The organism is Undibacterium sp. Ren11W (assembly GCF_049340485.1).
Lineage (GTDB): Bacteria > Pseudomonadota > Gammaproteobacteria > Burkholderiales > Burkholderiaceae_D > Undibacterium.
In genome coordinates, this window is sequence record NZ_JBMPPB010000007.1 from 1 (window position 1) to 12,792 (window position 12,792).

At 46.6% G+C, this 12,792-nt stretch carries 8 protein-coding genes; 4 read left to right on the forward strand and 4 right to left on the reverse strand.

Features of this window, described 5'->3' with window-relative positions:
* The first annotated feature begins 501 nt into the window (after positions 1-501).
* The 4 genes from ACO0K8_RS15435 (at position 502) to ACO0K8_RS15450 (ending at position 7,521) form a co-directional block, all read left to right on the forward strand.
* Positions 502-1,428 (forward strand): NAD(P)-dependent oxidoreductase, encoded by a 927-nt coding sequence (locus ACO0K8_RS15435; RefSeq protein ID WP_422947549.1) that lies wholly within the window; start codon positions 502-504, stop codon positions 1,426-1,428.
* A gap of 144 nt (positions 1,429-1,572) precedes the next feature.
* Positions 1,573-3,666 (forward strand): molybdopterin-containing oxidoreductase family protein, encoded by a 2,094-nt coding sequence (locus ACO0K8_RS15440; protein ID WP_422947550.1) that lies wholly within the window; start codon positions 1,573-1,575, stop codon positions 3,664-3,666.
* Between the two features lie 253 nt (positions 3,667-3,919).
* On the forward strand, positions 3,920-5,602 hold the full coding sequence (locus ACO0K8_RS15445) for a long-chain fatty acid--CoA ligase (RefSeq protein ID WP_422947551.1): 1,683 nt from the start codon (positions 3,920-3,922) through the stop codon (positions 5,600-5,602).
* 236 nt (positions 5,603-5,838) lie between these two features.
* Entirely contained in the window at positions 5,839-7,521 is a 1,683-nt protein-coding gene (locus ACO0K8_RS15450) for a long-chain-fatty-acid--CoA ligase (protein WP_422947552.1), read from the forward strand.
* 58 nt (positions 7,522-7,579) lie between these two features.
* Here ACO0K8_RS15450 and rapZ read toward each other — a convergent pair whose 3' ends face one another.
* The 4 genes from rapZ to ACO0K8_RS15470 all read right to left on the reverse strand — a co-directional run bounded on the left by rapZ (position 7,580) and on the right by ACO0K8_RS15470 (position 12,714).
* Positions 7,580-8,443, reverse strand: a complete 864-nt coding sequence (gene rapZ / locus ACO0K8_RS15455) for an RNase adapter RapZ (RefSeq protein WP_422947553.1) — start codon at positions 8,441-8,443, stop codon at positions 7,580-7,582.
* A 29-nt stretch (positions 8,444-8,472) separates the two neighbouring features.
* Positions 8,473-9,417, reverse strand: coding sequence for an HPr(Ser) kinase/phosphatase (hprK, locus tag ACO0K8_RS15460; protein WP_422947554.1), 945 nt, complete (start codon positions 9,415-9,417; stop codon positions 8,473-8,475).
* Between the two features lie 55 nt (positions 9,418-9,472).
* On the reverse strand, positions 9,473-9,946 hold the full coding sequence (locus ACO0K8_RS15465) for a PTS sugar transporter subunit IIA (RefSeq protein ID WP_422947555.1): 474 nt from the start codon (positions 9,944-9,946) through the stop codon (positions 9,473-9,475).
* A 92-nt stretch (positions 9,947-10,038) separates the two neighbouring features.
* Entirely contained in the window at positions 10,039-12,714 is a 2,676-nt protein-coding gene (locus ACO0K8_RS15470; RefSeq protein ID WP_422947556.1) for a sensor domain-containing phosphodiesterase, read from the reverse strand.
* Positions 12,715-12,792 lie beyond the last annotated feature (78 nt).

Sequence of the window (12,792 nt, forward strand, 5' to 3'; positions counted from 1 at the left end):
CCCGAACAGGACCGTGAAACGACTCCGCGCCAATGATAGTGCTGCAACCAGTGTGAAAGTAGGTCATCGTCAGGCTTTTATTAGAAAACCCCTCAACAGATTACTGTTGAGGGGTTTTTGCTTTGCGGCTTCCAATTCACTGCGATTCTGATTTGCTCGCCTCTTCCCCCCTCATTGCTTCATCCCTGCTACCGGCCGGGGCGAACTGCACTTGCATAGCCATCGCAAAGATACTCCGCCATGTATATTTACAATACGCACGTCGTCCATGCGCAATTGGGTTGTTTCAGGGAAATATTGAGGGGGTATATGCTTAGCAGGTATGATTTCTGATGAGAATCGGCCATATTCTGCGTTACGCGTAATACATATCTGTCACAATGTTTGATTTTTCAAACACTATTCCTACTCAATTCCAGTCCAAATATACTTAGCGTTGCTGGGGGGGGTCTATGCAGCGAAAAAATTTTCCACGCATAATGGCTTCATAAAAAATCGAAAATGGATAATCAAGCAAGAGTTAAAAAGATAGCGTTTCTGGGTATTGGCTTGATGGGCGCGCCTATGGCCAGGCGGTTGCTTGCCGCAGGCTACGACGTCAGTGTTTGGAATCGAACTCAGTCCAAGGCACAAGAGTTGGCCGTGGATGGTGCTCTCGTTGCCGACAGTCCTAGTGCTGCAGTCACCAGCAAAGGAAAAACGGCAGACGTCATTTTTACTATGCTTGAGGCGGGCGGTGCGGTAAGGCAAGTAATACTAAATATTTTACCGGTGCTTGCAGAGCGTTCTATTGTGATTGATATGAGTTCCACGCAGCAATCTGAGGCGCAAGAATTTGAACGATTGCTTAGAGAGCATAATGTTGGTTTTATCGACGCGCCGGTGTCAGGCGGTGTCTTGGGAGCGGAATCTGGCAGCTTAGCAATTATGGCCGGTGCCCACGTATCCGACTATCGACAGGTTGAGGGACTCTTGAGCGTGTTCGGTAGATCAACACTTGTTGGACTACCTGGCTGCGGTCAATTAGCGAAACTTTGTAATCAATTGATAGTCGGAGGAACGATTGGGATCGTCGCTGAAGCTTTGTTATTAGCACAGTGCGGTGGTGCGGATCCCGCCGCTGTGCGAAATGCGATCCGTGGTGGTTTTGCCGAGAGCCGTATTTTAGAGGTACATGGGCAGCGTATGTTAGACAGAAATTTCATACCGGGCGGCCAGATTAAGAGTCAGGCTAAGGATATGGAAAATATTTTGTTGGCTGCCAAATTATCGGGTCTGGAGTTGCCACTGGCAGAGATGGTCGCTGCCGCATTTCGCTCTTTGGTGGCCACAATACCTTTGGCAGATCATTCCGCATCATTATTGGAGTTGGAGCATCGCAATCCTGGCGCAAGGCTGGGAAACTCAGAGAATATTCTGCCAAAGTAAGGTATTGCGGTTGCCGCGCGCGAGCAATTTTTTGAGTATTCTCGGGATGGAAGCCGGAACCTCCTCCCGCCAGAACATCAATACAGTTTTGATATTTTACTGGGCCGTAGCCAGTAGTCATACATTGAATGAGAGATTGAAAATATGAGTACCAATATAGTAAGGGCGGTATGCCCTCACGATTGCCCAGACACTTGCGCGCTACTGGTCACCGTTAAGGATGGTGTAGCAACCGAGGTTCGCGGTGATCCTGATCATCCGACCACGGCCGGGGTCTTATGCACTAAGGTCTCTCGGTATACAGAAAGAACTTATCATGCTGAGCGATTGCTGTATCCGCAGAAACGGGTTGGAAAAAAAGGTGAAGGGAGATTCGTCCGGATTAGTTGGGACGAGGCTTTAGACATGATTGCTAAGCGCTTAAAGAGTATCGCTGCAAAAGATCCTTTAGCGATACTCCCTTACAGTTACGCCGGAACTATGGGTTTGGTGCAGGGTGACAGTATGTCGCAACGATTTTTTCATCGCATAGGCGCGTCGTTTTTAGACAGAACGATTTGCGCCACCGCCGGCGGTGTTGGATATAAGTACACGATAGGTGCACGTATTGGCACTGACATAGAGCAGACGCAAAACGCTAAGCTGATCATTATCTGGGGTGGCAATCCGATCGCATCGAGTCTGCATTTTTGGATGCGGGCGCAAGAGGCGAAACGCAATGGCGCCAAACTTATCGCGATCGATCCGTATCGATCTTTGACTGCAGAAAAATGTCACCAGCATATCGCCTTATTGCCGGGCACAGATTCGGCACTAGCTTTAGGCATCATGCATGTGTTGATCAACGAAGATTTGTTAGACCACGACTATATCACTCGGTACACCTTGGGCTTTGATCAACTGGCAAATCAGGTGCGGGAATGGCCCCCCGAGCGGGTTGCAGAAGTTTGCGGAATTACCGCTGCGGAGGTGATAGATCTGGCTCGTCAATATGGCACATCTGCGCAGCGTGGCGAGCCTAGTATGATACGCATGAATTACGGCGTACAACGGGTACATGGTGGTGGCATGGCGGTGCGAAATATAGCCTGTCTGCCAGCTTTGGTCGGTGCCTGGCGTCATGCTGCCGGTGGCGTCCAATTGTCCCTATCTGATTCCTTTCCCAAGAATATGGCGGCCTTGCAAAGACCGGATTTATTCCCAGTGGACGCTAATCAGCGAACCATCAATATGAGTACCATAGGAGATGATTTATTGCGAGAAAGTAGCGAGACATTTGGACCAAAGATAGACGCTCTGATCGTCTACAACTCAAATCCTGTCGCTATCGCTCCAGAGTCTAGTGTGGTTGCGCAAGGCTTTGCTAGAGAGGATTTGTTTACTGTCGTGCTGGAGCATTTTCAGACAGATACTGCCGATTATGCGGATATATTATTGCCAGCCACAACACAGCTGGAACACGTAGATGCGCATAGTGCATACGGCCATCTGTATATGATGGCGAACACTGCCGCGATTGCACCTATGGGGGAAGCTAAGCCGAATACCGAGATATTTCGTCTACTCGCTGAACGTATGGGTTTGCATGATGCCTGCTTCCAGGAGTCAGACGATGAAATTGCTGCACAGGCTTTCAAAATGAGCGATGCACGCGCGCGACATACTGATTGGGCTACGTTAAAGAAAAATGGCTGGAGCAAACTGCGGGTCGATGCGGCACCTTTTGCGTTAGGACGTTTTCCTACCCCTTCAGGTAAATGTGAGTTCTATAGTGAAACCATGTTGCAACATGGTTTTGACCCCTTACCTAGCTATATACCGCCCTATGAATCGCTAGCAAGCAACCCTGACTGCGCCGCGAAATACCCGCTCGCCATGATCTCTCCTCCAGCGAGAAATTTTCTCAATTCTAGTTTCGTTAATGTCAAAAGTTTGCGCGATACTGAGGGCGAACCTCATTTGGATATACACCCTGAGGATGCTTTGCTGCGCAATATCAGTACCGGCGACATGGTCCGTATTTATAATGACCGTGGTTCTTTCGTGGCCCTGGCGCGCGTCACCGAAAAAGCCAGAACTGGCTTGGTGGTGGGGCTTTCGATTTGGTGGAAAAAATTCGCATCGGACAAAAAAAATGCGAATGAAGTCACCAGTCAGAACTTAACCGATATGGGAAGCGGCCCAACGTTTTATGATGTATTGGTGCAAGTCGAAAAGGCCGAAATTGTCGGAAGTTGACATTAAATGTAACGACCGTGCTTTTTTGTAACACTATGTAAAACTAAATGCAAACCCTGTTTTAATTATCTTTTCATGTTGTCGTATTTTGCTAGAGGATGTACTCGGCTTGAATGCAAAAGACTTGCCTAGGCTTATTGAAGTAGATAGCATCAAGTTATGACATGGTGTATTGTCGATCACATAGCTTGCGTTATGAGCTGTGATACGAACGTGTACAAACAAATATAAAATCAGAGACGAGGTAATGAGTATGGATAAGTTTTGGCTGAAGTCGTACCCGGAAGGCGTTCCCGCAGAAATCGATGTATCGCAATACAAATCGTTAGTGCAGCTCCTGGAGGAGTCGTTTCAGAAGTTTTCTGCGCGTAACGCCTATGTGTGTATGGACAAATTTCTGACCTACGGCGAACTCGATACTCTCTCAAAAAAAATCGGAGCATGGCTGCAAAGTAGAGGACTGAAAAAAGGCGCTCGGGTTGCCATTATGATGCCCAATGTCTTGCAATATCCAGTTGTTATGGCCGCTATATTGCGTGCTGGTTTTGTTGTTGTGAACGTCAACCCTTTGTACACACCACGGGAGTTAGAGCACCAGTTAAAAGACTCCGGTGCTGAGGCGATTTTCATTTTAGAAAACTTTGCTACTACCTTGGAAAAAGTCATCGCTAAGACCGCAGTAAAGCATGTCGTGGTGGCCAGCATGGGAGATATGTTAGGAGCACTTAAGGGGACGATAGTTAATTTTGTCGTGCGTAACGTTAAGAAAATGGTTCCTGCTTTTTCCTTGCCGAACGCAATCCGCTTTAAGCAGGTGCTTGCAGAATCTGCGCAAATGCAAATTCAGCCAGTGAGTTTGGGTCATGACGATATCGCATTTTTGCAATATACCGGTGGCACTACCGGGGTATCCAAAGGTGCAACGCTGAGTCATAAAAATGTCGTCGCCAATGTGTTACAGAATGACGCCTGGCTAATGCCCGGCATGCAAGGCCAGCATGGTAAAGAACAAAAAATTATCGTGTGCGCGTTACCGCTCTATCATATTTTTGCCTTGACAGTATGTAGCTTACTAGGAACACGAATAGGTGCATTAAATCTGCTGATTCCTAATCCTCGTGATATGCCCGGGTTTATCAAGGAGTTAGCAAAGTACAAGGTGAATGTTTTCCCAGCGGTGAATACTTTGTATAACGGCTTGTTAAATAATCCTGAGTTCGCAAAGCTGGATTTTTCTGGCTATGAAATTTGCAGTGGTGGCGGTATGGCAGTACAAAAAGCCGTGGCTGATAAATGGTTAAAGGTTACCGGCTGCGCGATTGCTGAAGGTTATGGCCTATCCGAAACTTCACCGGTGGCGACTGCCAATCCTGCGACCACTAAAGAATTCTCGGGAACGATAGGAATGCCTATACCTTCGACCGAAGTGGTGATTTTAGATGACGACGGTAATCATCTTCCGCTGGGACAACCTGGAGAAATCGCAATTCGAGGACCGCAAGTCATGGTTGGTTACTGGAATCGTCCGGACGAGACCGCAAACTCGATGACGGCCGACGGCTTTTTCAAAACAGGTGACGTGGGAATTATGGATTTTCGTGGCTACACGACCATAGTTGATCGTAAAAAAGACATGATTTTGGTCTCCGGATTCAATGTATATCCGACAGAGATTGAAGGTGTGGTAGCGATGCATCCTGGCGTTTTAGAGTGCGCCTGTGTTGGCGTAGCAGATGACAACTCAGGTGAAGCCGTTAAGTTGTTTGTGGTCCGTAAAGATCCAGCGTTGACTGCTGAGCAGTTGATGGACTATTGCAAGGAGCAGTTCACGGCCTACAAAAAACCAAAATACATAGAATTCCGAAATGATTTGCCCAAAACAAATGTGGGAAAAATACTGAGACGAGAATTACGCGACGAGAAAAAAGCCGCCTAAGTTTTTTTTAGAAATTTCTATTTGTTTAGATTCGTGAATTGTTTTTTGATGCGTTATCTTGAATTAGGAGTGTGATTAAACTGCATGACGTAATTTCGTTAGGACTATTCACTATTTCACAAAAAGAGGAAGGCCGATGCCTTCCTCTTTTTTAGTCAAATTCGATGAATTTGACAGGGCGACAATGGAAGCCGCATTGTCGTCACAGTATACTTATTAGCAACTAGGAAAAAAGCATGGACAAATTTTGGTTAAAATCGTATCCGCAAGGCGTGCCTGCAGAGATTGATGTTTCGCAATACAAATCGCTGGTTCATTTGCTGGAAGACTCATTTCAAAAATACGCGTCTCGAAATGCCTATGTTTGCATGGACAAATTTTTGACCTATGCTGAACTCGATGTTTTGTCAAAAAAAATCGCAGCTTGGTTACAAAGTAAGGGACTGAGTAAAGGCGCTCGGGTTGCAATCATGATGCCGAATATTCTTCAATATCCGGTTGTCATTGCCGCAGTCTTGCGCGCAGGGTATACCGTAGTGAATGTCAACCCTCTCTATACTCCGCGTGAACTAGAGCACCAGCTTAAAGATTCCGGCGCCGAAGCGGTCTTCATATTAGAAAATTTTGCCATCACCTTGCAACAGATCGTCGCGAAGACAAATGTTAAGCATATTATTGTTGCTAGCATGGGCGATTTGTTAGGCAGCATAAAGGGTAGGCTGGTTAATTTTGTAGTTCGTAAGGTAAAAAAGATAGTTCCTGCTTACGCACTTCCTAGTTCTGTCAGCTTTAAACAGGTCCTTGCAGAGGCGGCTGTATTGCCGTTTCAGCCCGTCAGTCTTGAGCATGATGACATCGCTTTCTTGCAATATACTGGCGGTACAACCGGGGTCTCCAAAGGAGCTGTTTTAAGCCATAGAAACATTGTGGCAAATGTCTTGCAAAACGATGCCTGGCTGATGACTGGTGCCGATGGTCAACGTGCGACAGATCAGAAAATTATGGTCTGTGCTTTACCGCTGTATCATATCTTCGCCCTTACCGTTTGTAGCCTGGTTGGTACTCGTATCGGTGCGCTGACTTTACTGATACCAAATCCGCGCGACATGCCAGGTTTTGTCAAAGAATTGGCAAAGTTTAAAGTGAACATCTTCCCGGCAGTCAACACCTTGTATAACGGATTATTGAATAATCCCGACTTCGCCAAACTGGATTTTTCAGGTTATCAAATTTGTGTCGGCGGCGGTATGGCAGTGCAAAAAGCGGTTGCTGACAAGTGGCTTAAGGTCACTGGATGTGCCATCCTGGAAGGTTATGGCCTTTCCGAAACTTCGCCAGTCGCCACCGCTAATCCGGCTACCACCAAAGAGTTTTCAGGCACCATAGGCTTACCTTTGCCGTCTACTGAAATTGCTATTTTAGATGATGATGGTAATCGTTTACCCTTGGGGCATTCAGGGGAAATTGCTATTCGTGGTCCGCAAGTGATGATGGGATATTGGAATCGTCCTGAAGAGACCTCAAATTCTATGACTGCTGATGGTTACTTTAAAACTGGCGATGTCGGTATTATGGATTTTCGCGGTTATACCACCATCGTTGATCGTAAAAAAGACATGGTTTTGGTGTCTGGATTCAATGTCTATCCAAATGAAATAGAAGGCGTGTTAGCTTTACATCCCGGAGTTTTGGAATGCGCTTGCGTTGGCGTACCTGATGTCAATTCAGGTGAGGCGGTGAAACTATTTGTGGTTCGCAAAGATCCTAACTTAACCGTTGAACAGTTAATGGATTATTGCAAAGAGCAATTTACCGGATATAAAAAGCCCAAGTACATAGAATTTCGTACGGATTTACCTAAAACAAATGTCGGTAAAATTTTACGCCGCGAACTGCGCGACGAGAAAAAAGCCGCGTAATTTGTGACTTGTACATGGGATGCATCTCTGTCAGCAGAGTTGCATTTATCCTAAGCGATCAGGACAGGCGTCGGTGCCGTACTAACACTTGTTCTGATTTTTTGAAGTAGGCCGCCAGTTTTTCCACCATAAAAACTGAGCGATGTTGTCCGCCCGTGCAGCCTATTCCTATCGTCAAATAACTGCGGTTGTCGCGCTTAAAGGCGGGCATCCATTTTTCTATGAAATGACGTATATCTTCGTATAATTCCTGCGCCATACTTTGTTCATCGAGAAAATCCACTACCGCTTTGTCGCGCCCAGTCAATGGACGTAGATTGATGTCATAGTAGGGGTTGGGCAGCATACGGACGTCAAAAACAAAATCCGTATCCAGCGGCACGCCTATTTTGAACGCGAATGATTCGAACATCAGCGTTAAAGGTGCATGTTCAATTTGAATTACATCTTTCACCCAGTCCCGCAAAGTGTTTGCGCTCAAGCTCGATGTGTCGACTACATGTGCAAGAAACTGTAACGTTGCTAGCATCTCCCTTTCTTCCTCTATGCACTCAGTCAGGCTTAGCCTATCCCCAATTGCCTGGGTTTTTTGCAATCTGTGGGAAAGCGGATGACTGCGGCGCGTTTCGGAAAATCGAGCCACCAATGATTCAGTGCTAGCTGTCAGGAATAAGATAATAACTTCATGCCCAATTAGTCTTAACTTTTCGATAGTGTCAGGCAGGCCAGTTAGCAAATGCGCACTGCGTGAATCTATCGCCATCGCGGCTTTTTGTATGCCTTCGTTCGTTAACGTGGTGATAAGCTCTGGCAAGAGGCTAGGTGGAAGATTATCTACGCAATAGTAGCCAGCATCCTCCACGACATTAAGTGCAACCGATTTTCCTGAGCCGGAAATACCTGAAATAAGCAAGATGCGCATAAGTGGTGGCGATAAAGAGTGAGAACTTACTATTCGTTATCTTCGTTCATGGCACGTCTTTGTCGCTCCATGAATTCTTCTAAGGTGTTAATTCCGCGTAGCTGAAGAATCGTGTTGCGAACCGCAGCCTCTAGCAAAACTGCAATATTTCGACCTGCAGCAACTGGAATGACTACCTTCTTGATTGGCAAGCCCAACACTTCTTCTGTGACCGAATCGATAGGCAAACGTTCATAGTTTTCTTCTAAGGTACTACGTCTAATCAGATGAACGATCAATTTCAAACGCATTTTACGACGTACCGCCGTTTCACCAAAAATAGTCTTGATATCGAGTAGGCCCAAGCCTCGCACTTCCAATAAGTTCTGCAATAGATCGGGGCAACGTCCTTCTATCATATTCGGCGCAATGCGCGAAAATTCAACCGCGTCGTCTGCCACCAGACCGTGACTACGTGAGATCAATTCCAATCCTAATTCACTCTTGCCTAAGCCAGACTCGCCAGTAATCAGCACCCCAACGCCTAGTACATCCATAAACACGCCATGCATGGTAATCCGTTGCGCCAGTTTTTTGGATAAGTAGACCCGCAGATAATCAATTACCTGGGCTGCAGGTAAGGGAGTGGAGAACAGGGGAATACTATTGTCATCGCAGGTCGTCAGGAAGGGCGCTGGCGATTCCAAGCCTTGTGCGACGATCAGCGCAGGTGGTGCGCCAGCGACTAATTCTTTAATTAGATTGCCACGTGAAAGTGGTGATAGCCTATGGTAGTAAGCAAGTTCTTGATGACCTAAGACCTGGATACGGCCAGGATGTATCAAGTTAAGATGGCCCACCTGATCGGCCGAGGATGTTGCATCACCCGTAATTTGTTTTTCTCCACCAGAAAAACCAGCGAACCATCCTAGTTGTAAAGCGTCACGATTGTCATCATAGATTTTTTGTACGGTCAATTCAGTGAGTATTGGCATAGTAGCTGCTTAATGATAGATCGTCGTACGCATAAGGATGAATTACAGAGGGCAATTAGGAAATAGATTGTAAATCGGGCTTCCAGGTTGTAATTTTCTCGTAAATCGCATGAGCATCCGTTTCTGTACTCAATGATACTCGGAAAGCTTCACTTGAGAGCATTTCAGCAATTTCTGAAAGAATTTCCAAATGCTGTTGTGTCACATGATCTGGCATCAATAAAAATATCAGCAGATTCACTGCTTGCCCGTCCGGTGACTCGAAAGGAATCGGCTCCGCTAAGCGCACAAAGGCAGCAATAGGAGCTTTTAAACCCTTGATTCTCCCATGGGGCACGGCAACACCATGTCCTAAACCAGTCGATCCAAGGCGTTCTCGCGCAAACAAATTATCCGAGACGATGGAGCGAGCAATGCTGCAATTATTCTCAAATAAGAGACCAGCTTGCTCAAAAGCACGTTTTTTGCTGGAGACTTCGAGATCTAGCAGCACATTAGCGAGAGGGAGTATTTTTGCGATATTCGTCATGATGCAAAATCAGTGATGGTGCTCATTGGTAAGGCGTGGACAGTCCGCGCGCGCCAAATTATAGACTTCTTTTTTACACTACGCGCAAATCATCACTTGGGAGTGTGATTAATAAGTAAATTTTCAAAATCATTTGCGGATAATGGCTTACTGAAAAGAAAACCTTGCATTTCTTGGCAACCAGAGTCGGTTAAAAAGCGTAATTGCTCGGTTTTTTCCACACCTTCGGCAGTGACGCTTAAACCTAGCGCATTCGCCATAGCGATAATCGCACGTGTCAGCACCACCGAGTCTTGTTTTTCCGGAATGTCACGAATGAAGGATCGGTCTATCTTTAAATTGTCGATAGGAAAGCGTTGCAAATAGGACAAAGACGAAAAGCCTGTACCAAAATCATCTAGAGAAATGCTGACGCCTAATTTTTTTATGGCATTAAATACGGGGAGTAGTAGATCTAACTCGCCCATGAGTAAGCCCTCCGTAATTTCCAGTTGCAAGCCTTGTCCAGGTAACTTAGTCTCATTTAAGACTTGTTGAATGAAGTTAAACAAGCCAGGGTCTTGAAACTGCTTAGGTGAAATATTCACGCTGATCACGAAATCGGGAGAGAATTTGTCTCTCCATAATTTTGCCTGCAAACAGGCTTGCTCCAGGATCCAGCGACCGATAGGCAGTATCAAGCCTATTTCCTCAGAAATAGGAATAAACTCATCAGGAGGAATAATGCCAACATCGGGCATCTGCCAGCGAATTAATGCCTCGGCACCCACGATGCAGGACGTTTTCAGGCAGACCTTAGGCTGATAAAAAACCAGAAACTCTTGCTCAGACAGGGCCCGGCGCAGATTTTTTTCTAATGCATAGCGATGCTGAGCTCTTACATTGAGTTCCGTCGTGAAGAATTGGTAGTTATTGCGGCCAGATTCTTTGGCTAGGTACATCGCCGAATCGGCGCAACGTAACAAGGTAGAGCCATCCGCTGCATCATGCGGATAGACGCTAATCCCTATCGACGTGCCGAGATGGTATTCATTTCCATCAATCAGAAAGGGTTCTCGCATACGCGCCAAAACACGTTCTGCCAGATCTTTCAAGTGCAAAGCACTATCAAATTCCTCTGCCACGATGACAAACTCATCCCCGCCTAAACGTGCCAACATGTCTGAGGTACGTATGCAGGAACTGAGGCGCGTGGCTACATCGCATAAAAGCGTGTCGCCGGCGGCATGTCCGGCAGTATCGTTAACGTTTTTAAAACGATCCAGGTCTAAAAAAAGAAGGGCGATTTTTTTCTGTTGATGCTGTGCATTTGCCAGTGCCTGCGCCAATCTTTGACTTAATTGATGGCGGTTGGGTAAGCCAGTCAATGCGTCATGAGCAGCGATGTATTGCAGTTGTCGCTGCGTTTCTCTGACCTCGGTGGTATCTGTAAAAGAAATGAGAACTGCGCTAGTGAGGCTACTATTGGCCTCATTGATCGGTAGTACATTGACCAACAACCACACTACGGTATGGTCTTCTAACTCCAATCCTATCGATAAATTGAAGATAGGGTGGCCGCTGCGAAATACCAGGGAAGCCGGGTCGTTGCGAATATCAATTGTCGCACCATCTTCACTGATGATACGTTTAAAGTAGCGATGTCTGCGTCCCACCGCATTGCAGTCGGAAATTTTTAAAATGCGTTGCGCACTAGGATTGCAGGTCAAAATTTGACCCTGCGACGCCAGCACCATGATGCCTTCGGTTAAGTTAGTGACGACCGCTCGATAGCGTTCTTCGCTCTCTTCCAGACTGCGCTCCATGTTTTTTTTGTCGATTGCCAGAGCAACCAGCGCACTGACATCGATCATTAAGGCTTGTTCGTCCTTGCTGGGAGTGTGCGGTGTACGGTGGTAGACATCGATGGTGCCGAGTATGGTGTTAAACGCGGTCTTAATCGGCAGCGACCAGCATGACAGGAGATCATGACTTAACGCCAGTTCGCGGCAATTTCCCCAGAGCGGATTACTGGCAATATCTTCGACTATGCTGAGCTGTTTGCTGGCCATTGCCTCACCGCAAGAACCTGAATGCAAGCCTTTGCCTTGTTTTTCTAACTCTTGGAAATATTCTTCGGGCAGCGAGGGCGCGGCACCCAAATTTAAGCTTCCTTTGTCCGCATCATATAAAATAATAGCGCACAGACTGCCATTGTCCAGCAGGCGTTCCATGCGATCACACACATCTTCAAGTATATGCACCAGCGGCTTGTCTTGAGCGATCATCTCAAGAATTTCCCGCTCATGATGCAAGGCCTCATTAGCCTGACCAAACACGTTTTGAGTAATGATCTTCGCTTCTGGCTTGAGCTTGGCCGTTGCAGAAAAAGGATGGAAATTCAGATCCCGCACAGTGAGATGCATGATGCTGCGTGCATTGTCAATAAAACCCTGGCTGCGTACTTCAACCTCTATTAATTGCTCGTCCAGAGTTCGGCATAAGCAGTAGAGAGGGCCTGCGCCGAGCAGATCTTTGACTAATCTTTTCTGGAATAGTTGTTGATCGTTCAGCGTAGGATCTTGCAAAAATGCCGAGGGCATCATGCCAAGTAGCTGCTGAGATTCGTCGGCCCTAAGCAAACGCAAGGCCGCCAGATTGCTGTGAACAATCAGTCCATCGAGCAAGAAAAAACTGGCATCTTGCTCGTGTTTTAAGCGCAAGTTCTGCCAAAAAACATCGTCATCGACGGGTTTCGGTCTTGTGGATAATGGGGCTAATTGACTCACTGCAGGGTCTGCTTTTGCTTATAATAAAATTGACAGCTACTGTAGCGTAAGCAACGCGCGCTCACAACTACAATTACA

Coding starts and splice junctions, on each gene's coding strand:
- ACO0K8_RS15435 (WP_422947549.1), top strand. CDS start 502: ATGGATAATCAAGCAAGAGTTAAAAAGATAGCGTTTCTGGGTATTGGC.
- hprK (WP_422947554.1), bottom strand. CDS start 9,417: ATGCCAATACTCACTGAATTGACCGTACAAAAAATCTATGATGACAAT.
- ACO0K8_RS15445 (WP_422947551.1), top strand. CDS start 3,920: ATGGATAAGTTTTGGCTGAAGTCGTACCCGGAAGGCGTTCCCGCAGAA.
- rapZ (WP_422947553.1), bottom strand. CDS start 8,443: ATGCGCATCTTGCTTATTTCAGGTATTTCCGGCTCAGGAAAATCGGTT.
- ACO0K8_RS15440 (WP_422947550.1), top strand. CDS start 1,573: ATGAGTACCAATATAGTAAGGGCGGTATGCCCTCACGATTGCCCAGAC.
- ACO0K8_RS15465 (WP_422947555.1), bottom strand. CDS start 9,946: ATGACGAATATCGCAAAAATACTCCCTCTCGCTAATGTGCTGCTAGAT.
- ACO0K8_RS15450 (WP_422947552.1), top strand. CDS start 5,839: ATGGACAAATTTTGGTTAAAATCGTATCCGCAAGGCGTGCCTGCAGAG.